Consider the following 24,161-nt stretch of genomic DNA (forward strand, 5'->3'; position numbering starts at 1 on the left):
GTGAAGAGGGCTGGATATACTTTCTCTTCTTCGTTGGCCCGGTAGCTCAGTTGGTAGAGCAGCGGATTGAAAATCCGCGTGTCGATGGTTCGATTCCGTCCCAGGCCACCAGCAGTTCCAACCCCAAGAATCGGAAGGTTCTTGGGGTTTTTCGTTTGTGGTGGATTCGCGGCATCGGCGGCGCGCCGGGCAGCATTCGGCGGGGCGTGATAAAATCCGTGCCCGCTCAATGACTTAGCGCATCGCTTCATACGCACGGCTGGCTGCCCGCAGGCGCCGCCGTGGCGCGCGGCAACGATGCCGCGGGATGCGCGGTATAAGCGCGCCGCCGCGTTCGCGGCCGACCGCGCTGCCTATACTGGTCGAGCCGGCGCAGGCCGGCACGCGTCGGGCCGCCCGGCGGCAGCCGGCCCCGGGGCGCAGCGCGACGCGAGCCTACACATTCACGGAGTATCACGGTGATTCGGACAGACGCTAAAGACGGCGCGCTCGTGTTGTTTTCCGGCGGGCAGGATTCGGCCACGTGCGTGGCCTGGGCCCTGGAACGCTACCAGACGGTCGAGACGCTCGGCTTCGATTACGGCCAGCGCCACCGCGTCGAACTCGAATGTCGCGAGGGCGTGCGCGACGCATTGAAGCATCAGTTTCCCGCCTGGGCCGACCGTCTCGGCGACGATCACATGATCGACCTGTCGGTGCTCGGCGCGATCAGCGATACCGCGATGACGCGCACGATCGAGATCGAGACCTCGGCGAGCGGCTTGCCGAACACGTTCGTGCCGGGCCGCAACCTGCTGTTCATGACGATCGCGGCCGCGATTGCCTATCGCCGCGGACTGCGCGTGCTGGTCGGCGGGATGTGCGAGACCGATTTCTCGGGCTACCCCGACTGCCGCGACGACACGATGAAGGCGCTGCAGGTCGCGCTGAACCTCGGGATGGACACGCGCGTCGTGCTCGAGACGCCGCTGATGTGGCTCGACAAGGCGCAGACCTGGCAACTCGCCGAGCAGCTCGGCGGCGAGGCGCTCGTCGAACTGATCCGCGTCGAGACGCACACGTGCTACGTGGGCGAGCGCGCGGAACTGCACGACTGGGGCTTTGGCTGCGGCGAATGCCCGGCCTGCAAGCTGCGCAAGCGCGGCTACGAGGCCTACCTGAAGGGCGAGCGGGTGACCGAAGCGCCGCTGTGACGCGGGTGCGCCGGCAGCGCTTGATGGACAACGGATTCTGATCGACAACGAGCGGCGCGAGCCGGACGAAGCACGATGACTTACGCGGTCAAGGAAATTTTCTACACGTTGCAGGGCGAGGGCGCGAATGCGGGCCGTCCGGCCGTGTTCTGCCGGTTCGCCGGCTGCAATCTGTGGTCGGGCCGCGAAGAGGATCGTGCGGACGCCGTGTGCCGCTTCTGCGATACGGACTTCGTCGGCACCGACGGCGAGAACGGCGGCAAGTTCAAGGACGCCGAAGCGCTCGTCGCGACGATCGCCGGCCTGTGGCCGGACGGCGAAGCGCACCGCTTCGTCGTCTGCACGGGCGGCGAGCCGATGCTGCAGCTCGACCAGCCGCTCGTCGACGCGCTGCATGCGGCGGGTTTCGAGATCGCGATCGAGACCAACGGCTCGCTGCCGGTGCTCGAGACGATCGACTGGATCTGCGTGAGCCCGAAGGCCGACGCGCCGCTCGTCGTCACGAAGGGCAACGAACTGAAGGTCGTGATCCCGCAGGACAACCAGCGGCTTGCCGACTACGCGAAGCTCGATTTCGAGTATTTTCTCGTGCAGCCGATGGACGGCCCGTCGCGCGACATCAACACGAAGCTCGCGATCGACTGGTGCAAGCGGCATCCGCAGTGGCGGCTGTCGATGCAGACCCACAAATATCTGAACATTCCCTGAGCCACGGCTTTTGACATCGTGCTGATTACCCGAAAACTCGAATTCGACGCGGGCCACCGCATTCCCGATCACCGCAGCCAGTGCAGGAACCTGCACGGCCATCGCTACGTGCTCGAAGTCACGCTGCGCGGCGATCTCGTCGATACCGAGGGGGCGCCCGACCGCGGCATGGTGATGGATTTCGCCGACGTGAAGGCGCTCGCGGTCGAGCACCTCGTCAACAAGTGGGACCACGCGTTCCTGGTCTACGCGCGCGACGAAGTCGTGCGCTCGTTTCTCGAGCAGATGGCCGACCACAAGACCGTCGTGATCGACCGGATCCCGACCGTCGAGAACCTCGCGGCAATCGCGTTCGACATCCTCGCGAACGTGTACGACGCGCACTATGGCGTGAACCTGCGCCTGGAGCGCGTGCGCCTGTACGAAACGCCGAACTGCTGGGCCGACGTCGAGCGCCAGCCCGGCAACTGATCCTGCCTTCGCGGCAGCCCCGCCGGCCGGCGCGGGCTGCGTGCCATCGCGTCCCGCGGCCTCGCGCCGGCGCTGTCCCCTGCCTGTTCCCACATTCCGCGCAACGCCGCGCTATGATCGTTGCGTGGCACCGGAAAACGCGCCCGTGTGCCGTCGGCCGGCTCGCGCTGTCAGATCGGCCGCCCGCGGCCGACTAACGTCGAGGGTCCGCTTGGACGCCACCGCCGTGATTCGATTGCCCGGCGTGTCGCGCCCCGCTTCGCCCGTTGCTTGTCCCGTTCGATTGCCGTTCCGTCCAGGAGGCCGTATCGATGAGCACGCTCACCAATTCCCTCAAACAACGTCTGCATGACGGCGACGAGCCGCTGTACGGCCTGTGGCTGTCGCTCGGCTGCGATTCGGCCGCGGAAGCGCTCGCGCACGCCGGCTACGACTGGCTCTGCATCGACATGGAGCACGCGCCGAACGACAGCCGTGACGTCGCGTCGCAACTGCGCGCGCTGGCTGCCGCGCACCTGCCGAGCGAGCCCGTCGTGCGTGTGCCGGGGCGAGAGCCGTGGCTCGTGAAGCGCGCGCTCGATGCGGGCGCACGCACGCTGATGTTCCCGTGCATCGAGACGCCCGACGAGGCCGCGCACGCGGTGCGGCTCACGCGCTTCCCGTCGCCGGATTCCCCGGACGGGCTGCGCGGCGTGGCCGGGATGGTGCGCGCGGCGGCGTTCGGCATGCGCCGCGATTACCTGCAGACGGCCAACGCACAGGTCGCGGTGATCGTGCAGATCGAATCGGCGCGCGGCATCGACGAAGTCGAGCGGATCGCCGCGACGCCGGGTGTCGATTGCCTGTTCGTCGGCCCGGCCGATCTGGCGGCGAGCCTCGGGCATCTCGGCGACAGCCGCCACCCGGACGTCGAGACCGCGATGGCGCGCGTGCTTGCCGCCGGCAAACAGGCTGGCGTCGCGGTCGGCATCTTCGCGAGCGATACGGCGACCGCACGCCAGTATCGCGAGGCCGGCTACCGGATGATCACACTGTCGGCGGATGTGAGCTGGCTGCTGCGCGCGACGCGGCAGGCGCTGCAGGAGGTGCGGTCATGAACGGTGGCAATGGCGCGGGCCGCGCACGCACGCGGCGTGCGATCGGTATGGCCGGTGCAGGTGGGCGGATCGGCGCGATGCTCGGCATCTGGGCTGTGTGCGTTGCCGCGGCCGCGCAGGGCGCGTCGCACGAGAAACCGGACCCGGCGCACGAGACGCAATCGGCGGTAGCCGACTACAACGCCGGTGACTATCGTGCGGCGCTGGTGCAGTTCCACGACGCGGCCGAACGCGGCGACCGGCTCGCGCAGTTCAATTACGCGATGATGCTGCTCACCGGCGTCGGCGTGACTGCGAACGTCGACGAAGGGCTGCGCTGGCTCAAGCGGGCGGCCGACGCGAATATGTCGCATGCGCAGTACGTGTACGGGCGGATGTTCGACGACGGCGAGTTCGTCGCACGCAACCCGGCCGAAGCGCACCGCTGGTTCCTGCGCGCGGCGAAGCAGGGGCATGTGCAGGCCGAGTTGTCGCTCGCGAACCAGTTCCTCGACGGGCGCGGCACGCCGCGTGACAACCGGCAGGCGTTCGCGTGGTACAAGCAGGCGGCCGACGCGGGCGAGCCGACCGCGCAGTACGTGACCGCGTCGTTCTACGAGCGTGGCGGCGATGGCGTCACGCAGAACCTGAACATCGCACGTGCGTATTACGCGGCCGCGGCCGCGCAGGGCGACGAGACGGCCGAGCTGAAATTCAAGGAGTTGAGCGCGCGGCTGAAGACGCAGGAGCCGGCGTCGGGTGCCGGTGCAGACCACGGGAGCCCGCGCGCGACGCCGCAGTGAGCGGGCGGTACGCGCTGCATTCGGCCTTGCCCAACGAAAAACGGCGCCCGACGCGCCGTTTTTCGTTGTTGCGACTGCTTGCGGCCATGTGCCGTGCCGCGCCGTCAGCTCTTCATCAGCCGCCGCTGTCGCCCGACGCTCATGATCATCCCGATCGCGATGCCGAGCGTCGCGAGCGCGGTGCCGCCGTAGCTCATGAACGGCAACGGCACGCCGACGACGGGCAGCACGCCGCTCACCATCCCGATGTTGACGAACGCATAGACGAAGAACGCGAGCGTGAGCGAGCCCGCGAGCAACCGGCCGAACAGCGTCGCGCCCTGCGCGGCGATGTAGAGCCCGCGCGCGATCAGCGCCATGTACAGCGTCAGTAGCACGAGGCCGCCGACGAGCCCCCATTCTTCCGAGAACACCGCGAAGATGAAGTCGGTGTGCTTCTCCGGAATGAATTCGAGATGGGCCTGCGTGCCCTTCAGGTAGCCCTTGCCGAGCACGCCGCCCGAGCCGATCGCGATCACGGCCTGGATCGTGTGGAAGCCCTTGCCGAGCGGGTCGGAGGTCGGGTCGAGCAGCGTGCACACGCGGTGCTTCTGGTAGTCGTGCATCAGCGGCCACTGCACTTCGGGCTGGCAGATGCGCTCTTCGAACACGGCAATCGAGCCGACCGCGATCACGCCCGCGACGAGCACCGGCACGATCAGCTTGAACGACAGGCCGGCGAGGTAGATCACGAAGAAGCCTGCCGCGAACACGAGCAGGCCGGTGCCGAGGTCGGGCTGCTTTGCGATCAGGCCGACCGGGACCAGCAGGATCCCGAACGCGGCGATGAAGTCGTACCAGCGCAGCCCGCCTTCGCGGCGCTGGTAGTACCACGCGAGCATCAGCGGGGTCGCGATCTTGAGGATCTCCGACGGCTGGATCACGACGCCGACGTTCAGCCAGCGCTTCGCGCCCTTCTTGGTCATCCCGAACAGCGCGACCGCGACCAGCAGCGCGACCCCGAACGTATAAAGCGGGACCGCGAAGCGCATCAGCGTCGTCGGCGGGATGTTGGCGATCACCCACATCAGCACGAACGTCAGCAGGATGTTGCGCAACTGATCCTCGACGCGGCCCGGCATGTCGATCGCCGCGCTGTACAGCGTGACGATGCCGACACATAGCAGCAAAAACACGATGAGGGCGAGCGGGCGGTCGAAGCCCGCGAACATCTGCTTGATCTTGTCGAGCCAGGCGCGCTTGTCGAATTGCATGCCTTTCTCCGTTAATGAGCGGTGCCGGCATTGGCCGTTTTCGCGGCGGCCGTGGCACGGAAGTTGTCGTCGCGTGGCGCCGCGGCGAGCGGCTGCGCGTCACTGGTGGGCCGGCGTGGCCGGTGCGGGCGTCGGATCGGCGGCAGGCTCGCGGCCCTCGGCGCTGCGGCGCTCGCGTCGGACGCTTGCACCGCGCTCGCGCCGGCTGCGCTCGACGCATCGGGTGCCGATGCGTCGTTTGCCGCACTGGCTGCAATCGGCACGACCGGCTGCGGCAGCGCGGTGAAGCCGGCCGCGACGGCGGCGGGCTTCGAGGTATCGCCGATCACGGGCGCGCTCACCGGCTCGGTCGCCGATGCGGCGGCGGCCACGGCCGCGGCCTCGTTCTGCGGGTTCTGGCGCTCGACGAGGTAATAGTCGAGCACGCGACGGGCGATCGGACCCGCGGCCTGCGCGCCCCAACCGCCGTTCTCGACGACCAGCGCGAGCGCGATCTGCGGATGGTCGACCGGCGCGTACGCAATGAACAGCGCGTGGTCGCGCAGGTGCTCGGCGAGCAGGTGGCCCTTGTAGTTCGAGCCCTGCAGCGAGAACACCTGCGCGGTACCGGTCTTGCCGGCCGCGAGGTACGACGCGCCGCGGAACACCTTGTACGCGGTGCCGGACGGGTTCTCGATCACGTTTTCCATCCCGCGCTTCACGACGTCGATGTCGGCCTGCTTGAGCGGGATCACTTCGCTTTCCTTCGGCACCGTCAGATGGCGCGCGCGCGAGATCGGATCCTCGACTTCCTTCACGAGGTGGGGCTTCATCACGACGCCGTTGTTCGCGAGCGTCGCGGTGGCATGCGCGAGCTGCAGGATCGTGAACGAGTTGTAGCCCTGGCCGATCCCGAGGCTGATCGTCTCGCCGTCGAACCACTTCTGCTGCGCGGCCTTCTTGAACGCCTTCTTCTTCCAGTCGGTCGACGGCAGGATCCCGCGCGCCTCGCCCAGGATGTCGATGCCGGTGATCTGGCCGAAACCGAACGGCTTCATGAAGTTCGCGATCGCGTTCACGCCGAGGTCGCGCGCGAGCATGTAGAAGTAGGTGTCGTTCGACACCATGATCGCCTTGTTCATGTCGACCCAGCCCTGGCCCGAGCGCACGTCGTTGCGGAACGTGTGGCCGCCAAACGTGAAGTAGCCGGGATCCTGGAAGCCCCAGCCGGGCGTGCGTTTGCCGAGCGTCAGACCGGCGAGCGCCATGAACGGCTTGTACGTCGAGCCGGGCGGGTAGGTGCCGTGCAACGGGCGGTTCAGCAGCGGCTTGTCGGTCGAGTTGTTCAGCTCGTCCCAGGTCTGCTGGTCGATGCCGTCGACGAACGAATTCGGGTCGAAGCTCGGCGACGACACGAACGCGAGCACGTCGCCCGTCTTCGGCTCGATCGCGACGAGCGCGCCGCGCTTGCCGGCGAACGCCTGCTCGGCGACCTGCTGCAGCCCGATGTCGAGCGACAGCACCAGGTTGTTGCCGGGCGTCGCCTGCGTGCGCGACAGCGTGCGCACGGGCCGGCCGCCGGCCGTCACCTCGACTTCCTCGAAGCCCGTGAGGCCATGCAGCTCGGTTTCGTAGCTCTGCTCGACGCCGATCTTGCCGATGTAGTCGGTGCCCTTGTAGTTGTTCGCGTCGCGGCGCGGATCGTAGTGCTCCTGGTCGCTGTCGTTGTCGTCGCTCATCGCGTCGATGCGATCCTGGTCGCGCTTCGAGATCCGGCCGATGTAGCCGATCACGTGCGCGGCCGTCATGCCGAGCGGGTACTGGCGGAACAGCCGCGCACGCACGTCGACGCCGGGGAAGCGGAAGCGCTGCGCGGTGAAGCGCGCGACTTCCGCGTCGGTGAGGCGCGTGCGGATCGGCAGGCTCTCGAAGTTCTTCGAGTCTTCCTGCAGCTTCTTGAAACGGCGGCGGTCACGCGCGTCGATCGGGATGATCTCGGACAGCTTGTCGATCGTGTTGTCGAGCGTGTCATCGAGCTTCGATGGCGTGATCTCGAGCGTGTACGCCGAATAGTTCTTCGCGAGGACCACGCCGTTGCGGTCGGTGATGATCCCGCGGTTCGGCACGATCGGCGCGACCGAGATGCGGTTTTCCTCGGCCTGCAGCGCATATTTGCCGTGCTGCATCAGCTGCAGGTAGAAGAAACGGCTCGCGAGCAGCCCGAAGCAGACGAACACGAACACGCCCGCCGCCGCGACGCGCAGGCGGAACTTCGAGAGCTGCTGTTGGGTGTCGTTGAATTCGGTCATGCGGCTAGGGTCTATTTACATATGGAACGTGCATGCGTTGCCACGAGAACGGCCGCTCGCTGGACGTATTCGCAAGGAGCGCAACGCGGCGAGCGGCCGTTCTCGTGGCAACCCCAAATTTAAAGTTCATTCCAGGGGAATGCCCGAAATCGCCCGTATGGCGGCGTCGCTCGTCACTTGTTTGGCTCGGCCAAACGGCGCTCCTCACTTCTTGCCCTACGAGCGATTTCGGGCATTCGCATGTACGTTCCATATGTAAATAGACCCTAGGGTCGGTCTGACCCGTGCGCGTCGCACGCGCGCGGGCGAGGGGCCGCCCCGGAGCGCAGCGCGCGGCGGGCGTGGGGGCGGCGGGTATTCAAGGTCGGTCCTAGTGCGGCTCAGATGGGGCGCGTATCGTCCGGGTCGACCGGGCGGCGTTGCGGCATCAGCAGCAGGTGGCTCGCGATCGGCCAGAGCGCGGCCTCGACGAAGCCGTCCACCAGATAGCGCCAGCCGGGAAACGCGGCGCCCATCACGAGGCGGATCACGAACGGCACCAGTTGCGCGACGACGAGCAGCGGCGTGACATACAGCACCTGCACGCCGATCGGCATCCACAGCACGCGGCGATGGATCGTGATCGCGCCGTACGACAGCAGCGTATAGGCGAGCGCGTGCTCGCCGAGCAGCCCCGCATCATGCACGTCCATCAGGATGCCGAGCGCGAACGCGACGCCCATCCCGACCTTGCGCGGCTGGTGGATGTTCCAGAACAGCAGCACGAGCGCGACGAAGTCGGGCACGCCGGGCAGGCGGCCCCACGGCATCAGGTTCAGCAGGAACGCGGCGGCGAGGCTGAAGACGATGAAGTACGGGTTGACCGGCTGCAGGATGTATTGCGGGCGGTTCATCGCTGGGCTCCTGGTTGCCCGGCCGCGGGCTTCGCGGGCGCGGCGGCGGGCTTGGCCGGAGCGGCAGGCGCCGCCTGCGCGGGTTTCGCTCCGGGTGCGGCCGCCGCGGCCGGCTTCGCGTTCGCGTCGGCCTTCTCGGCTTTCTCGCCCTTCGCGGCGGCCTTGGCGCCCTTCTTGCCCTTCGCGTTCTTGTCGGCGGCCGGCTCGGGCTCGGCCGGCCGCGGCGGAACGTCGTTCTGGTAATGCAGCACGAGCATCTGGCGTGCGCCGCGCACAGCTGCGACCGGCGCGCAGGTCACGCGCGCGAACGCGGTATCGGCGAGCTTGTCGACGCGCACGACCTTCGCGACCGGCAGGCCCGGCGGATAGACGCCGTCGAGGCCGCTCGTGACGAGCTCGTCGCCCGCGACGAGGTCCGAGCTCGTTGGCACGAAGCGCAGGTCGAGCGAATCGCCCTTCGGCGTGCCATAGATCACGCTGCGCAGGCCGGTGCGCAGCACCTGCACGGGAATCGCGAGATCGCGGTCGGTGATCAGCGTGACTTCGGCCTGCAGCGGGAACACGCGCGTGACCTGGCCGATCACGCCGTCCTCGCTGACGACCGGCGCGCCATTCTGGATGCCTTGCTGCGACCCCTGCCCGATCACGATCTTCTGCGTGAACGGGTCGCTCGTGTCGTACTGGATCTCGACCGGCGTCGATTGCGTCGCGATGTGCTGGCGCAGCTCGAGCACCGCGCGCAGATGCGTGTTTTCCTGCGCGAGCACGGCGGCCTGGTTGGCCTGCGTGGACAACTGCAGGTTGCGCTTGCGCAGCGCGTCGTTCTCGTGGCGCAGCGATGCGCCCGTGACGGCGATGTCGGCCGCGCCCATGAACAGGTCGCGCGGCACGAGCGCCGCCCGCTGCAGCGGGTACAGCACGGTGCCGAGCACGCCGCGGACGATTTCGAGCGTGCTGAAGCGCGCGTCCGACACGAGGAGCGCGATGGCGAGGGCGACGAAGAAGATGAGCCGCGCGAGTGCGGGCGGACCTTGCTTGAAGAGGGGCGGCGGACTGTATTCCATGGTCGGCGCCGGGCGCGTGGCGATCGGTTAAATAATGCTCAGACGCGCAAACGGCGTGGCGGTTCGTTCTGAACGAGCGATCCGGCCACGCCGCGGGTGCGTCATATCAAACGGGACTGCTTAGGCGATCACTCGTACGAGAAGATGCTGCCCAGCTTGTCCATGCGCTCGAGCGCCATGCCCGAGCCGCGCACGACGCAGGTAAGCGGGTCTTCGGCGACGAGCACCGGCAGGCCGGTTTCTTCCGCGAGCAGGCGATCGAGGTCGCGCAGCAGCGCGCCGCCGCCCGTCAGCATCATCCCGCGCTCGGCGATGTCGGCGCCGAGTTCCGGCGGCGTCTGCTCGAGGGCGATCTTCACCGACGACACGATCTGGTTCAGCGGATCGGTCAGCGCTTCGAGGATTTCGTTGCTCGAGATCGTGAAGCTGCGCGGAATGCCTTCCGACAGGTTGCGGCCCTTCACTTCCATTTCCTTGACTTCGGAGCCCGGGAACGCGGAGCCGATTTCCTTCTTGATCGCCTCGGCGGTCTGCTCGCCGATCAGCATCCCGTAGTTGCGGCGGATGTAGTTGACGATCGCTTCGTCGAACTTGTCGCCGCCGACGCGCACCGAACCCTTGTACACAATGCCGCCGAGCGAGATCACGCCGACTTCCGTCGTGCCGCCGCCGATGTCGACGACCATCGAGCCGGTGGCTTCCGACACCGGCAGGCCCGCGCCGATCGCAGCCGCCATCGGCTCTTCGATCAGGTAGACCTGCGATGCGCCGGCGCCGTGCGCCGCTTCCTTGATCGCGCGGCGCTCGACCTGGGTCGAGCCGCACGGCACGCAGATGATGATGCGCGGCGACGGCGAGAACATGCGCGACTCGTGCGCCGTCTTGATGAACTGCTTGATCATCTGCTCGGTGACGGTGAAGTCGGCGATCACGCCGTCCTTCATCGGGCGGATCGCCTCGATGTTGCCCGGCACCTTGCCGAGCATCTGCTTGGCTTCCTTGCCGACCGCCTGGATCGTCTTCTTGCCGTTGGGGCCGCCTTCCTGGCGGATCGACACGACGGACGGCTCATCGAGCACGATGCCTTTGCCGCGCATGTAGATCAGGGTGTTTGCGGTGCCGAGGTCGATCGCCAGATCGTTGGAGAAATAGCTGCGCAAAAAACCGAACATTCAGAATCCTGTTTCGCTCTGGGCCGGCCCTGCATAGCGAGCGCTGAGGGCGGCAGCGGAAAAAATAACAGCCTCGGGAAGCGTGGCGGATGCGGCCGCCGCGGCGCACGAAGCTGCGAGTGATGTCTACCGGGAATCGCACGAAGCACGCACGGGTTGCCGAAGCGGGGCGAAACGGTGCGGGAAAAGGCTGCCGGGTTTGGGTCGAACGCGTAATGATACCTTATAATTTCGCGGTATTTGAATCGAAACGGGCGGTATTTTTGCCGCTTCGGCCCCGATTTTTGAGGGTGGGATCGCACCCTCCAACCCCCCGCCGCAGTGCCGCTTTTGATGCGCTGCGCAGCCTTGTTTTTCCGGTGATCGCATGGCCCTGACCCTGACCGATGTGAAACGCATCGCGCACCTGGCGCGACTCGAAATGGCCGACGCCGACGCCGAGCACATGCTCGGCCAGCTCAATGAATTCTTCGGCCTCGTCGAACAGATGCAGGCGGTCGACACCGCCGGCATCGCGCCGCTCGCCCACCCGATCGAACAGATCCAGGAAGTCGCGCAGCGCCTGCGCGACGACGCCGTGACGGAAGTCGTCAATCGCGACGACAACCAGCGTCCGGCGCCGGCCGTCCAGGACGGCCTCTATCTCGTGCCGAAGGTGATCGAGTAAGCATTCGATGACAAGCGCGCCGCCGCCTTCGCGCAGCGCGCCACCCAGAATTCCCAGGAAAACCACTCAATGCACGCAAAAAGCCTGACCGAACTGCGCGTCGCGCTCGCCGCCAAGGAATGCTCGGCCGTCGAGCTCGCGCAGCTCTACCTGAAACGGATCGATGCCGCGCGCGACCTGAACGCGTTCGTCCAAGTCGACGCCGACCTGACCCTCGCGCAGGCGAAAGCCGCCGACGCGGAGCTCGCGCGCGGCGCGGGCGGCGCGCTCACGGGCCTGCCGATCGCGCACAAGGATGTCTTCGTCACGCGTGGCTGGCGCTCGACTGCCGGCTCGAAGATGCTCGCGAACTACGAGAGCCCGTACGACGCGACCGTCGTCGCCCGCCTGCAGGCGGCCGGCATGGTCACGCTCGGCAAGACCAACATGGACGAGTTCGCGATGGGCTCGTCGAACGAGAATTCGGCGTTCGGCGCGGTGAAGAACCCGTGGGACACGAACGCGGTGCCGGGCGGCAGCTCGGGCGGCAGCTCGGCCGCCGTCGCCGCGCGCCTCGCACCGGCCGCGACCGGCACCGACACCGGTGGCTCGATCCGCCAGCCCGCGTCGTTCGCGGGCGTGACGGGCATCAAGCCGACCTACGGCCGCGTGTCGCGCTACGGGATGATCGCGTTTGCGTCGTCGCTCGACCAGGGCGGCCCGATGGCGCAGAGCGCGTCCGACTGCGCGCTGCTGCTGAACGCGATGGCCGGCTTCGACGAGCGCGACTCGACGAGCCTCGAGCACGACGATGAAGATTTCACGCGCCATATCGGCCAGGCCTGGACGGCCGGCAACGATGCGGCCAAGCCGCTCGCGGGCCTGCGCATCGGCCTGCCGAACGAGTATTTCGGCGACGGTCTCGCCGACGACGTGCGTGCGGCGATCGACGCGGCGCTGAAGCAGTATGAAGCGCTCGGCGCGACCCTCGTGCCCGTATCGCTGCCGAAGACGGAGCTGTCGATCCCCGTGTACTACGTGATCGCGCCGGCTGAAGCCTCGTCGAACCTGTCGCGTTTCGACGGCGTGCGCTTCGGCCACCGCGCCGCGCAGTACGGCGACCTGCTCGACATGTACAAGAAGTCGCGCGCGGAAGGCTTCGGCCCCGAAGTGAAGCGCCGGATTCTGGTCGGCACGTACGTGCTGTCGCACGGCTACTACGACGCGTACTACCTGCAGGCGCAGAAGATCCGCCGCATCATCGCGAACGATTTCCAGGAAGCGTTCAAGTCCTGCGACGTGATCATGGGCCCGGCGTCGCCGACGGTCGCATGGGATCTCGGCGCGAAGGGCGACGATCCGGTGCAGATGTATCTCGCGGATATCTACACGCTGTCGGTGAGCCTCGCCGGCCTGCCCGGCATGAGCGTGCCGTGCGGCTTCGGTGCCGGTGCGAACGCGAAGCGCCCGGTCGGCCTGCAGATCATCGGCAACTATTTCAACGAAGCCCGGATGCTGCAGGTCGCGGACGCGTTCCAGCGCGCGACCGACTGGCACAAGCAAGTTCCGGCAGGGGTGGGGAATGAGCCCCCACGCTCACTTTGTTCGCTGCCCCCCGAGGGGGCGCATGCCTCCCTTGAGGCGGCTCGGCGGGAGGCATGAATATGGCTACTCAATGGGAAGTCGTCATCGGTCTCGAGACGCACGCGCAACTGTCGACCGTCTCGAAGATTTTCTCCGGCGCGTCGACGCAGTTCGGCGCCGAGCCGAACACGCAGGCCTGCCCGGTCGACCTGGCGCTGCCGGGCGTGCTGCCGGTGCTGAACCGCGGCGCGGTCGAACGCGCGATCCGCTTCGGCCTCGCGATCGGCTCGACCATCGCGCCGCGCAGCATCTTCGCGCGCAAGAATTATTTCTACCCCGATCTGCCGAAGGGCTATCAGATCAGCCAGTACGAGATTCCGGTCGTGCAGGGCGGCCAGATCACGATCCAGGTGCCCGCCAATGAAAAGGCCGGCAAGGAAGCGTACGAGAAGACGGTCAACCTGACCCGCGCGCACCTCGAAGAGGACGCCGGCAAGTCGCTGCACGAAGACTTCGCCGGGATGACGGGGATCGACCTGAACCGCGCGGGCACGCCGCTGCTCGAGATCGTCACCGAGCCGGAAATGCGCAGCGCGGCCGAGGCCGTCGCCTACGCGAAGGCGCTGCACGGGCTCGTCGTGTGGCTCGGCATCTGCGACGGCAACATGCAGGAAGGCTCGTTCCGCTGCGATGCGAACGTGTCGGTGCGCCCGGTCGGCCAGGAGAAGTTCGGTACGCGTGCGGAAATCAAGAACCTGAACTCGTTCCGGTTCCTCGAGGAAGCGATCAACTACGAAGTGCACCGCCAGATCGAACTGATCGAGGACGGCGGCGAAGTCGTGCAGGAAACGCGCCTCTACGATCCGGACAAGCGCGAGACGCGTTCGATGCGCAGCAAGGAAGACGCGCACGATTACCGCTATTTCCCCGACCCCGACCTGATGCCGCTCGTGATCGGCCAGGACTGGGTCGAACGCGTGCAGGCCGGGATGCCCGAGCTGCCGGCCGCGATGCAGCAGCGCTTCGTCGAGCAATATGGCGTGTCCGCGTACGACGCCGGCGTGCTGACGTCGAGCAAGGCGATGGCCGCGTACTTCGAATCGGTGGTTGCGAAGGCGGGTGCCGCGAACGCGAAGATCGCCGCGAACTGGCTGATGGGCGACGTGTCGTCGCAACTGAACCGCGACGGCATCGAGATCGACGCGATTCCGGTGTCGGCCGCACAGCTCGCGCTGGTGCTGCAGCGCATCGCCGACGGCACGATCTCGAACAAGATCGCGAAGGAAATCTTCGCGACGATCTGGGACGAGAAGGCGACCGACGAAGCCGCGGCCGACCGCATCATCGACGCGAAGGGCCTGAAGCAGATCTCCGACACCGGCGCGCTGGAAGCGATCATCGACGAAGTGCTCGCGGCCAACGCGAAGTCGGTCGAGGAATTCCGCGCGGGCAAGGAAAAGGCGTTCAACGCGCTGATCGGCCAGGCGATGAAGGCGACCAAGGGCAAGGCCAACCCGCAGCAGGTCAACGAACTGCTGAAGAAGAAGCTCGGCTGAGCATGAGCGCGCGCCTGATCCGCGCTTGACGACGGGCCGCTCCGAACCAGTTCGGGGCGGCCCGTTGCGTTTGGTGGATGCGTTATCGTATGCACCACAGCGTCCAATGGAGGAACGAATGGCGAAACAACCGTCGCTCGACGATTTCCGCGTGCCGTACAGCACGCGCGAGAAGGAAGCTGCCGCATTCAAGCTCGATGCGTTCGACCCGGCCGCGAAGCCGTTCTCGTCGGGGTCGAAGGACGCCGACCGCGAACGGCTCACCGCCGTGTCGACCGAGCTCGACGTGCAGCAGGAGCGCCTGCACACGCAGCAGAAGAAGCGCGTGCTGCTCGTGCTGCAGGGGATGGACACCAGCGGCAAGGACGGTACCGTGCGCGCGGTGTTTCGCGACGTCGATCCGCTCGGCCTGCGCATCGTGCCGTTCAAGGCGCCGACGCCGATCGAGGCCGCGCACGACTTTCTGTGGCGCGTGCATGCGCAGGTTCCGGCAGCGGGGGAGCTCGCGATCTTCAATCGTAGCCATTACGAGGACGTGCTCGTGCCGCGCGTGCTCGATGCAATCGACAGCAAGGAATGCGAGCGCCGCTACCGGCAGATCCGCGATTTCGAGACGATGCTCGCGGAGAACGGCACGACGATCGTCAAGTGCTTCCTGCACATCTCGAAGGACGAGCAGCGCGAGCGGCTGCAGGCGCGCATCGACGATCCGACCAAGCACTGGAAGTTCGACATCTCCGATCTCGACGCGCGCAAGCACTGGGATGCGTACCAGTCGGCGTACCGCGACGCGCTCGCCGCGACGTCGGCCGAGCATGCACCGTGGTACGTGATCCCGGCGAACTCGAAAACCCATCGCAACGTGATGATCGCCGAGCTGCTGCTGCGCACGATGACCGACATGAAGCTCGAATTCCCGCCGCCGAAGCCGGAGCTCGAAGGCGTGAAGATCCGCTAGGCCGCGATCCTGCAAAAACATCGAACTGAACTGAACAACGGAACCCGACATGATGCGAGTGATTACCGCCAACCTGAACGGCATCCGCTCTGCCGCGAAGAAGGGCTTCTTCGAATGGCTCGGCGAACAGAACGCCGATTGCGTGTGCGTGCAGGAAATCAAGGTGTCGGCCGACGACCTGCCGGCCGAATTCGTCGAGCCGCACGGCTTCAGGAGCTATTTCCACCACGCCGAGAAGAAGGGCTACAGCGGCGCGGGCGTGTACAGCCGCCACGAGCCCGATGACGTGATCATCGGCTTCGGCAGCAGCGAATTCGATGCCGAGGGGCGCTACGTCGAGGCGCGCTACGGCAAGCTGTCGGTCGTGTCGGTGTACGTGCCGTCCGGCTCGAGCGGCGAGGAGCGCCAGCAGGCGAAGTACCGCTTCATGGACGAATTCATGCCGCACCTCGCCGAGCTGAAGAAGAAGCGCGAAGTGATCCTGTGCGGCGACGTGAACATCGTCCACAAGGAAATCGACATCAAGAACTGGAAGAGCAACCAGAAGAATTCGGGCTGCCTGCCGGAAGAGCGCGCGTGGCTCACGCAGCTGTTCGACGACGTCGGCTACGTCGACGTGTTCCGCACGCTCGACCCGCGCGCCGAGCAGTACACGTGGTGGAGCAATCGCGGCCAGGCGTACGCGAAGAACGTCGGGTGGCGGATCGATTACCAGATCGCGACGCCGGGCGTGGCCGGCACCGCGAAAAGCACGTCGATCTTCAAGGACATCAAGTTCAGCGATCACGCGCCGCTGACGGTCGATTACGACTACAAGAAGTGATGTTTTCCGCCGTGCATCGTGCGCGGCGGCGCGGTATGTGTCCGATCGCAGCTTGCCCCGGTGTATCGGGGGAAACTTCATATTGACTCGCGGGCGGCATCTTGCCCAGTTGCAGTCGTCTCGGTTCGCCGGACACGGGTGCTTCATCACATGCGGCCGTTCGGCGGGCATTTCTCCCATGCACCACGAAGTTACTTCAGGCGCTTGGCGTACATTTCATCAAATTTTCGTACTCCTCCTATTTTCGCGTGTGCGCGTTTTCGGAAGACTGTCTGTCGAAATGGCGTGTGCGGGCTGAAGGTGCGAATCACCAATGACCAGTCATGTGGGCGGGCGTGATTGTGCGAGCCCGCGCTTCATGTCGAACGACGGGGACGGAATGGGAGCGCGATGATGAAGCTGTCGTATTACAGAGATCAACAAGATCTTCTGGATATGGACGCGATGCGAAGGCAAGGATGGTTGCGAAATTGTTCGTGATGCGACGTTGTCAATGGGCAAGGCGCCACCACCATTGCCAGAGCCGCCGAAGAAGCCCGAGCCCCCGAAGCCGCGCCCCCGGCGGTTGACTCACAAGGATCGCGTGAACAATACCTTCGATGGGCTGTTGGCCGCGGCCGAGGGAATTTCGCGCTTCAAGAAATGGCTGAACACACCTGATCCGCCGAAGGAACACAAGCCTGCACCGGTCAAGAAACAGGAAAAGGAGTCGACTGTCCCGCCGTTCGATATTCAGGAAATTCCGCGGGCGATGCGCAAGATCTTTTTGCCGAACTCGGCCGAGTTGATGGAGCGATGGTTTGCCGGACGGCTCAACTATTCGCAGGTCGACGCCGACGAAGGGGCGGAGATCAATCAGGACGGCAAGCCCTATCCGCCTGATATGTACGATACGACGACGATAAAGCTGGATTGGGTGTTCCGCTTTCCTCGTGCCAAGGAGAAATATGACTATCTGATCCGCGAAGCCATTCGATCACCTCAGGGAATCGGTGAGCTCACCAAGATGCTCGCGACGCACAAGGACCAGGTGATTGATCTCTTCACCGGAGACATTTGCAAAAGCAATCCCGTGACCTTGCATCGCAATTTTCAATTTCAGTATGTCGCAGTCGATGGGACGTTCGGGCAGAAGATAAATCTATTGCTGACAGCGGAGTGGGAGCGTAGTGGTGCTCCTGACGATCTCACCGGTGCACTCGGTTCGTTCGTCATCTACGCCGCCCTTGGTCGTGCACAGTTCTCCTGGGATGTCGAATGGCGCCGGACCGTGGTCGAGGTAACCGGCATTTGGGTATACGTGAAAGATAACTACACATTCACCGACAAACCCGGCGACCGTTCGCAATACTTGGGCCACTGGAGCAGTAACGGCGTCATCGTCGTGCCGCTCGATACGTTCGCGGCCCAGATCCCGTATGTCAAATCCGCCGTCATGCTTGGAAATCCTGCGACGAAGGGAAACGTCTACTATCCGGTGCACAACGCCGATTTTCGACAGTGGGCGATCAAGCATCAACGAGGTGGGGATTTCATCATCTACTCTGATTGTCGTTATGTTCCTGTCAATCCGAGTATCAAGATCTATCTATGATTCGATCAGCCAAGACCATCACGCTGCCGAAGTCTGATACAGCGGAAGAACATCCTTGCAACATGGAGAAGCGGCGAAAATCAATTGAACGGCGGATGACACCATTGGTTGTCCCACTCGCACGCCGATCGAGGTGTCGTCATGATGGTTGATTTCGGTGAGCCGCTCGCGGCGCTGTTCGGCGCATCTGTCGCATTGATTGCCATCACCGTCGTGGCAATCAAGTGGCGCACGTGGCAAGAGGTGTCACGTGCGAGAGCGACGAAGATCGGCAAGGTGGCCGCGATATCGGTTGCTATCTACATGTGCTATGTCGGCTTCTTCAACAGCACGCCGAATGGAACCGGATGCCGGAGTTCAGCATCGTCAGACGGCCGCTATATGGCGGAGCTGTGCCTGCTGAAATGGGTTCCTGGCGGGAGTTCGACGTACGTCGGGAGGATATTTGACGCGGGCAGCGGGAAACTGGCGGTACAGCGCACCTTTAGCACGCCGACTCCTGAAATCTCGTGGTTCGACAACAGTATGTCGTTCTCCCGCGGAGGTGACGAGTCCACATTCATCACGTTTCCACTTTCGATGTGGGACAGGGTCTTGGCTGGGCGTCCGCGTATGCACTTTGAGGTGTCGCCGTGATAATTGATTTCGGTGAGCCGCTCGCGGCGCTGTTCGGCGCATCTGCCGCATTGATGACTATCGCCTTCACGGCAATCAAGTGGCGCACGTGGCAAGAGGCGTCACGTGCTAGAGCGACGAAGATCGGCAAGGCGGCCGTGATATTGGCCGCCATCTACATGTGTTACGCGAGTCTCTTCAACAGCACGCCGGATGGAACCGGGTGCCAGAGTTCAGCCTCTTTGGATGGCCTTTACATTGCAGAGCGATGCTTGCTGAAATGGGTGCCTGGGGGGAGTTCCAAGTACGTAGGACGGTTATTCGACGCAAAGAGTAGAAAGTTGCTCGCCCAACGTACGTTCACTACATCGAGCCCGGAGATTGAGTGGTCCATAAACGGTCGTTCTGCTTACTTCTCGAGGGGAGATTCGGATGATGGCGACGATGAAATAACGCTGCCACCTTCAAGATGGGACAGACTACTTGCCGCGCGCCCACGTTTGTAACAACCGCTACATGCCCGTTATTTCACAGGCTGGCGTGATCACATGCGGCGGCACGTGACGCGATTCGCGTCCGTGCCGCCATTTCACGACATCATCCGACCGGCTGACTGAAACGCCGAATCGTTGCTCAGTGCTTGAGCGACGCCATGTCCACCACGAACCGGTACTTCACGTCGCTCTTCAGCATGCGCTCGTAAGCGGCATTGATCTGCTGCATCGGAATCGTTTCGATATCCGACGTGATGCCGTGCTCCGCGCAGAAGTCGAGCATTTCCTGCGTCTCCGCGATCCCGCCGATCAGCGAGCCCGCGAGGCGGCGGCGCTTGAAGATCAGGTTGAACACCTGCGGCGACGGATGGTCGTGCTCCGGCGCGCCGACGAGCGTCATCGTGCCGTCGCGCTTCAGCAGGTTCAGAAACGGGTTCAGGTCGTGCTGCGCGGCGACCGTGTTCAGGATGAAGTCGAAGCTGTTCAGGTGCGCGTTCATCTGCGCTTCGTCCTTCGAGATCACCACTTCGTGCGCGCCGAGCCGCTTGCCGTCCTCGATCTTCGACGGCGACGTCGTGAACAGCACGACGTGCGCACCCATCGCGCGCGCCAGCTTCACGCCCATGTGGCCGAGGCCGCCGAGACCGACGATGCCGACCTTCTTGCCGGGACCGACGTTCCACTGCCGCAGCGGCGAGTAGGTCGTGATCCCCGCGCACAGCAGCGGCGCGGCGCCGGCCGGGTCGAGCGTGTCCGGCACGCGCAGCACGAACGCCTCGTCGACGACGAGTTGCGTCGAATAGCCGCCGTACGTGAGCTCGCCCGTCACGCGATCCTGGCCGTTGTAGGTGCCGACGAAGCCGTTCTCGCAATACTGCTCGAGGCCTTCCGCGCAGCTCGGGCAGGTGCGGCACGAATCGACGAGACAGCCGACGCCGACCAGCTCGCCGACCTTGAAGCGCGATACCTGCGAGCCGGTCGCGGTCACGCGGCCGACGATTTCATGGCCCGGCACGACCGGGTAGATCGTGTTGCGCCATTCGTTGCGGGCCTGGTGCAGGTCCGAGTGGCAGACGCCGCAGTAGAGGACCTCGATCTGGACGTCGAGTTCGCGCAGCGCGCGGCGCTGGAATTCGAACGGGGCGAGCGGCGAGTGCGCGTCGGTCGCCGCGTAAGCGTAAGTTGTGCTCATGCAGGGGCTCCTTGTCCGGGAAAAACATCCGGCAAATCAGACTGCCGCCGCACCATGTGGCGACGCGGCGAGACAGGTGCCCATCGTAAGGAGCGCGCCGCGTCGGCGAAATACACGAAGGTCTCGAAGATTTGCCTATTCCTCTCGAATTTCGCGCGAACGGCCGTCAAAACGCTTTCAAGGTGCTACATTGCGAGCCAGATTCTCTTGCCGGACAGGACGACGCCGATGAGCTTCCAGCCCCTTTTCGACGACTCGGGCGAGCGTGTGCGGCGCCGCATGATCGAGCTGCATTCGCGCCTCGCACCGAACGACGGCGATACGCTGGCGGCGCTCGACGGCGTGCGTTTCATCCGCGTGAGCCGTCCCGTGCCGCGCATGCCGGTGCTGTACGAGCCGAGCATCATCGTCGTATGCCAGGGCCGCAAGCTCGGCTATCTCGGCGACCGCTCGTTCGTCTACGACGCGCAGCAATATCTCGTGCTGTCGGTGCCGCTGCCGTTCGAATGCGAGACCTTCGCGAGCATGGACGAGCCGTTTCTCGCGATCTCGATCCGCGTCGATCTCGCGGTGATCGCCGAACTCGCGATCCTGCTCGACGAGACACTCGGCGCGGCGGTCAGTGAGCCGCACGGCGTCTATTCGACGTCGCTCGATGCGCCGCTCGCCGACGCGGTGGTGCGGCTGCTCGAAGCGCTCGCGTCGCCGCACGACACGTGCGTGCTCGGGCCGGCGATCATGCGCGAGATCGCGTACCGCGTACTGACGGGCGCGCAGGGCGACGCAATTCGCGCGGCGCTCGTCCAGCAGCATCATTTCGGCCGCGTCGCGAAGGCGCTGCGGCGCATCCATGCGGACCTGAAGGCCGATCTCGATGTCGAAACGCTCGCGCGCGAAGCCGGGATGAGCCTCGCGGTGTTCCACGCCCAGTTCAAGCACGTGACGGCGACGTCGCCGATGCAGTATGTCAAGACCGCGCGGCTGCACCAGGCACGATTGATGATGGTGCAGGACGGCGTCGGCGCGGGTGCTGCCGCCGCGCGAGTCGGCTATGCGAGCGCGTCGCAGTTCAGCCGCGAGTTCAAGCGGCTATTCGGCCGCAGCCCCGGTGACGAAGTGCGCTGGATGCGCGAGAGCGGCAGCCGACCGGTCGAATCGGACGTCGGCGCGTAGCGCCGCATCACGCTCCGGCCAGGTCCGATGAGAAAGCCGCGGGCTGCGGTGCTCAGCGCCGCACGACCTTGCGCCGCTGCGCGCTGATGCCGGCGTAGTCCGGGAGCGTGTCGACCCGTTTGCCAATCGCCTTCGCATACAGCGGCATCAGGTCCGGCAGGCGGTTCAGCAGATCCTGCCGCCGCGTCGCGCCGTACGGGTGCATGTAGATGAAGCCCGACGTCTTGTTCGCGCGCGTCGCGGCCGCGAGCTTGTCCCACAGCGTGATCGCCGCGCGCGGATCGAAGCCCGCGCGGGCGGCGATGTCGCCGCCGATCACGTCGGCTTCGGTTTCGTCGGTCGGGTCGTAGCGCAGCGTCTGCAGGCGTGCGCCGAGGTTCAGCGCCTGCGGCAGCGGATCGCCGACGCCGAACAGCGGCGGCAGCGCGGCCGCGCGCAGCGACGTTTGCGACGTCGCGCTGAAATTGCTGCGCGCGTGTTCGCGCAGCGCATGCGCGATGCCATGCGCGAGCAGCACGCCGAACTCGTCATCGTTCAGGCGGACGCGATCGAGCAGGCCGCCGTATACGAGCACCTTGCCGCCCGGCAGGCAGGTGACGCGGATGTCACGCGAGCGGATCGCGTTGACGTCCCACGCCCAGTTCTTCACGCGATCGTTCCACTTCACCGAATACGGCGCGAGCTTCATCACGATCGCGCGCAGGCGTTTCACGCGCGGCTGGTTCGCGGGCAGCAGGCGGTCGCTGTCGGCGGCGGCCTGCACGATCTGCGCGTATTCGCTCGCGGTGAGCTGTTCGAGCAGCGGCGACGGGATCAGCGTGCGGAACGCGATCGCGTTGCCGTAGCGGACCTGCTGCGGCGTCGGTGTATAGGCTTTCGCGGGTACTGCCGCGCCGGTCGGCTGCGCGGCTTCGGCGGCGGACGGCGGAACCGGGGCCGCCGGCGTGGACGGCGCAGCCGGCACGGTGGCGGGTGCGGAGCCGGCCGCGGTCGCACTGGCGTCGGCGGCATGCGCGCTTCCCGCCGCGCCGAGCGTCGCGATGCCGACGCTCAGCGCGGCGGCAACGCGTGCGACGCGATGCAATCGATCATTGCGCACGGCTGGCCTCGCCGTTGCGCGCGACACCGTTCCACGGCGCGATCTTGAACAGCAGCAGCATGCCGGGAATCGCGAGCGCGGTGCACACGATGAAGTAGTCGAACCAGCCGATCTTCGCGACGATGAAGCCGCTCGCCGCCGACGCGAGCGTGCGCGGCACGGACGCGAGGCTCGTGAACAGCGCGAACTGCGTGGCCGTGTAGCGCGGGTCGGTCGTGCTTGCGATGTACGCGACGAACGCGGCCATCGTCAGGCCGGTGGTGAAGGTTTCGGTGCCGTAGACGATCGCGAGCGCGACCGTCATCGGGCTGAACTGCGGCGTGACGGCGATGCCGAACACCGACAGCGCCGACGCGATCGCATGGCTCGTCGATACCGTGAAGTCGTACAGCACGGCAAGCACGGGCGAGCCGGGGCCGAGCTGCGCGAGCCACGCGAAGCCGAGCGTCGACACCATTTGCAGCGCGCCGAAGATCCACAGCCCGCGGCCGATCCCGATCTTCACGAGCCAGACGCCACCGATGATGCCGCCGGCGACGCTCGCGACGAGCGCGGTGGTTTTCGCGACGATGCCGATCTCGGTACGCGTGAAGCCGATGTCGAGGAAGAACGACGTCGACAGCGTGGTGGCCATCGTGTCGCCGATCTTGAACAGGAAGATGAACGCGATGACGAGCAGCGCGCCGGCCCAGCCGTCGCGCTGGATGAATTCGCGGAACGGCAGCACGATCGCGTCGCGCAGGTTGCGCGGCGGCGCACCGACCACTTCGGGCTCGCGCACGACGAGCGTCATCAGGATGCCCGGCAGCATGAACGCGCCGGTGAGCGCGAACACGGCGTCCCACGGCATGTGGTCGGACAGGATCAGCGCCAGCGAGCCGGGGATCAGCGCGGCGAGCTTGTACGCGTTCACGTGCACCGCGTTGCCGAGGCCCTGCTCGGTGTCGCGCAGCAGCTCGCGGCGGTACGCGTCGATCACGATGTCGGCGCTCGCGCCGAAGAACGCGACGAGCGTCGTGAGCGCGGCGACCGTCCAGATCGAGTCGCGCGGCGACACGAAGCCGAGCGCGGCGATCGCGCCCGCGACCAGTATCTGCGTGAGCAGCAGCCAGCCGCGCCGGCGGCCCGGCCGCCAGCCGGGCAGGCGCGGGATGTAGCGGTCCATCAGCGGCGCCCACAGGAACTTCCACGTATACGGGAACTGGATCAGCGCGAACAGGCCGATTTCCTTCAGGTTCACGCCCTCGGAGCGCAGCCATGCCTGCACGAGGTAGACGAGCGTGAACAGGGGCAGACCCGACGTGAACCCCAGGAACACGCAGATCAGCATGTGCGTGTTCAGATAGGCTCGCCAGCCGGGGTGATCCTCGTGAGCGGTGAGCGCGGGCGCCTCGTGTGGCGTTTTGGACATGGACTGGAACTGGGTAGCGTTGACTGATTGCGGCGGCAGCGCAGGCGGCGCGGGTAGCGCAGGGGCGCGGCCGCACGTGCGTGCAGACCGTCGGC

Annotated in this window: 21 protein-coding genes and 1 tRNA gene; 14 read left to right on the forward strand and 8 right to left on the reverse strand. The window is 65.7% G+C overall.

The annotated features are described in order from the left end of the window. The first annotated feature begins 35 nt into the window (after positions 1 to 35). The 6 genes from DIE15_RS15705 (at position 36) to DIE15_RS15730 (ending at position 4,251) form a co-directional block, all read left to right on the forward strand. Positions 36 to 111 (forward strand) — tRNA-Phe (locus DIE15_RS15705). A 347-nt stretch (positions 112 to 458) separates the two neighbouring features. Continuing rightward, a complete protein-coding gene (queC, locus tag DIE15_RS15710; RefSeq protein WP_057924633.1) occupies positions 459 to 1,193 on the forward strand; it encodes a 7-cyano-7-deazaguanine synthase QueC in 735 nt (244 codons plus the stop codon). Positions 1,194 to 1,268: 75 nt separating this feature from the next. Further along, a complete protein-coding gene (gene queE, locus DIE15_RS15715; protein WP_057924632.1) occupies positions 1,269 to 1,901 on the forward strand; it encodes a 7-carboxy-7-deazaguanine synthase in 633 nt (210 codons plus the stop codon). Positions 1,902 to 1,919: 18 nt separating this feature from the next. Beyond that, positions 1,920 to 2,372: a 6-carboxytetrahydropterin synthase QueD gene (gene queD, locus DIE15_RS15720; RefSeq protein WP_057924631.1), complete on the forward strand. Its 453-nt coding sequence runs from the start codon at positions 1,920 to 1,922 to the stop codon at positions 2,370 to 2,372. Positions 2,373 to 2,683: 311 nt separating this feature from the next. After that, complete coding sequence (locus tag DIE15_RS15725) at positions 2,684 to 3,469, forward strand: HpcH/HpaI aldolase/citrate lyase family protein (protein ID WP_124833750.1); 786 nt, start codon at positions 2,684 to 2,686, stop codon at positions 3,467 to 3,469. Then, positions 3,466 to 4,251 carry a tetratricopeptide repeat protein gene (locus DIE15_RS15730; RefSeq protein WP_057924629.1) on the forward strand — a complete coding sequence of 262 codons (786 nt, stop codon included), beginning with the start codon at positions 3,466 to 3,468 and terminating at the stop codon, positions 4,249 to 4,251. The genes DIE15_RS15725 and DIE15_RS15730 overlap by 4 nt, the downstream gene beginning before the upstream one ends. Before the next feature lie 104 nt (positions 4,252 to 4,355). Here the strand turns inward: DIE15_RS15730 and rodA are convergent, their stop codons facing one another. The 5 genes from rodA to DIE15_RS15760 form a co-directional block, all read right to left on the reverse strand. Continuing rightward, positions 4,356 to 5,504 (reverse strand): rod shape-determining protein RodA, encoded by a 1,149-nt coding sequence (rodA, locus tag DIE15_RS15735; RefSeq protein WP_124833751.1) that lies wholly within the window; start codon positions 5,502 to 5,504, stop codon positions 4,356 to 4,358. Between the two features lie 11 nt (positions 5,505 to 5,515). Next, positions 5,516 to 7,792: a penicillin-binding protein 2 gene (gene mrdA / locus DIE15_RS15740; protein WP_124833752.1), complete on the reverse strand. Its 2,277-nt coding sequence runs from the start codon at positions 7,790 to 7,792 to the stop codon at positions 5,516 to 5,518. Between the two features lie 380 nt (positions 7,793 to 8,172). Further along, positions 8,173 to 8,685, reverse strand: coding sequence for a rod shape-determining protein MreD (gene mreD / locus DIE15_RS15750; protein WP_009687274.1), 513 nt, complete (start codon positions 8,683 to 8,685; stop codon positions 8,173 to 8,175). Then, on the reverse strand, positions 8,682 to 9,749 hold the full coding sequence (gene mreC / locus DIE15_RS15755; RefSeq protein ID WP_124833754.1) for a rod shape-determining protein MreC: 1,068 nt from the start codon (positions 9,747 to 9,749) through the stop codon (positions 8,682 to 8,684). The genes mreD and mreC overlap by 4 nt, the downstream gene beginning before the upstream one ends. A 128-nt stretch (positions 9,750 to 9,877) precedes the next feature. After that, positions 9,878 to 10,921: a rod shape-determining protein gene (locus DIE15_RS15760; protein ID WP_004189550.1), complete on the reverse strand. Its 1,044-nt coding sequence runs from the start codon at positions 10,919 to 10,921 to the stop codon at positions 9,878 to 9,880. A 367-nt stretch (positions 10,922 to 11,288) separates the two neighbouring features. Here DIE15_RS15760 and gatC point away from each other — a divergent pair, with 367 nt between their 5' ends. The 7 genes from gatC to DIE15_RS15795 all read left to right on the forward strand — a co-directional run bounded on the left by gatC (position 11,289) and on the right by DIE15_RS15795 (position 18,718). Further along, positions 11,289 to 11,588 carry an Asp-tRNA(Asn)/Glu-tRNA(Gln) amidotransferase subunit GatC gene (gatC, locus tag DIE15_RS15765; RefSeq protein ID WP_006477478.1) on the forward strand — a complete coding sequence of 100 codons (300 nt, stop codon included), beginning with the start codon at positions 11,289 to 11,291 and terminating at the stop codon, positions 11,586 to 11,588. Positions 11,589 to 11,657: 69 nt separating this feature from the next. Next, positions 11,658 to 13,229 carry an Asp-tRNA(Asn)/Glu-tRNA(Gln) amidotransferase subunit GatA gene (gene gatA, locus DIE15_RS15770; RefSeq protein WP_124833755.1) on the forward strand — a complete coding sequence of 524 codons (1,572 nt, stop codon included), beginning with the start codon at positions 11,658 to 11,660 and terminating at the stop codon, positions 13,227 to 13,229. Positions 13,230 to 13,231: 2 nt separating this feature from the next. Further along, positions 13,232 to 14,707 carry an Asp-tRNA(Asn)/Glu-tRNA(Gln) amidotransferase subunit GatB gene (gene gatB, locus DIE15_RS15775; RefSeq protein WP_124833810.1) on the forward strand — a complete coding sequence of 492 codons (1,476 nt, stop codon included), beginning with the start codon at positions 13,232 to 13,234 and terminating at the stop codon, positions 14,705 to 14,707. Positions 14,708 to 14,825: 118 nt separating this feature from the next. Continuing rightward, on the forward strand, positions 14,826 to 15,665 hold the full coding sequence (locus DIE15_RS15780; protein ID WP_057924623.1) for a polyphosphate kinase 2 family protein: 840 nt from the start codon (positions 14,826 to 14,828) through the stop codon (positions 15,663 to 15,665). A 49-nt stretch (positions 15,666 to 15,714) separates the two neighbouring features. Beyond that, positions 15,715 to 16,488, forward strand: coding sequence for an exodeoxyribonuclease III (locus DIE15_RS15785; protein ID WP_057924622.1), 774 nt, complete (start codon positions 15,715 to 15,717; stop codon positions 16,486 to 16,488). A gap of 583 nt (positions 16,489 to 17,071) precedes the next feature. Continuing rightward, positions 17,072 to 18,082 (forward strand): DUF6402 family protein, encoded by a 1,011-nt coding sequence (locus DIE15_RS15790; protein WP_244104870.1) that lies wholly within the window; start codon positions 17,072 to 17,074, stop codon positions 18,080 to 18,082. Between the two features lie 141 nt (positions 18,083 to 18,223). Further along, positions 18,224 to 18,718, forward strand: a complete 495-nt coding sequence (locus DIE15_RS15795) for a hypothetical protein (protein ID WP_124833757.1) — start codon at positions 18,224 to 18,226, stop codon at positions 18,716 to 18,718. 612 nt (positions 18,719 to 19,330) lie between these two features. Here DIE15_RS15795 and DIE15_RS15805 read toward each other — a convergent pair. Then, on the reverse strand, positions 19,331 to 20,383 hold the full coding sequence (locus DIE15_RS15805) for an NAD(P)-dependent alcohol dehydrogenase (protein WP_124833758.1): 1,053 nt from the start codon (positions 20,381 to 20,383) through the stop codon (positions 19,331 to 19,333). 228 nt (positions 20,384 to 20,611) lie between these two features. Between DIE15_RS15805 and DIE15_RS15810 the strand changes: the two genes are divergently transcribed. Further along, complete coding sequence (locus DIE15_RS15810; RefSeq protein ID WP_124833759.1) at positions 20,612 to 21,556, forward strand: AraC family transcriptional regulator; 945 nt, start codon at positions 20,612 to 20,614, stop codon at positions 21,554 to 21,556. A 52-nt stretch (positions 21,557 to 21,608) separates the two neighbouring features. Here DIE15_RS15810 and DIE15_RS15815 read toward each other — a convergent pair whose 3' ends face one another. After that, positions 21,609 to 22,655, reverse strand: coding sequence for a M48 family metallopeptidase (locus tag DIE15_RS15815; protein WP_057924823.1), 1,047 nt, complete (start codon positions 22,653 to 22,655; stop codon positions 21,609 to 21,611). After that, positions 22,645 to 24,066, reverse strand: coding sequence for an AmpG family muropeptide MFS transporter (locus DIE15_RS15820; RefSeq protein ID WP_057924618.1), 1,422 nt, complete (start codon positions 24,064 to 24,066; stop codon positions 22,645 to 22,647). Before DIE15_RS15820 ends, DIE15_RS15815 begins: the two co-directional genes overlap by 11 nt. Positions 24,067 to 24,161: the final 95 nt, after the last annotated feature.

The sequence above is a fragment of the Burkholderia sp. Bp9031 genome (genome assembly GCF_003857965.1).
Lineage (GTDB): Bacteria > Pseudomonadota > Gammaproteobacteria > Burkholderiales > Burkholderiaceae > Burkholderia > Burkholderia ambifaria_A.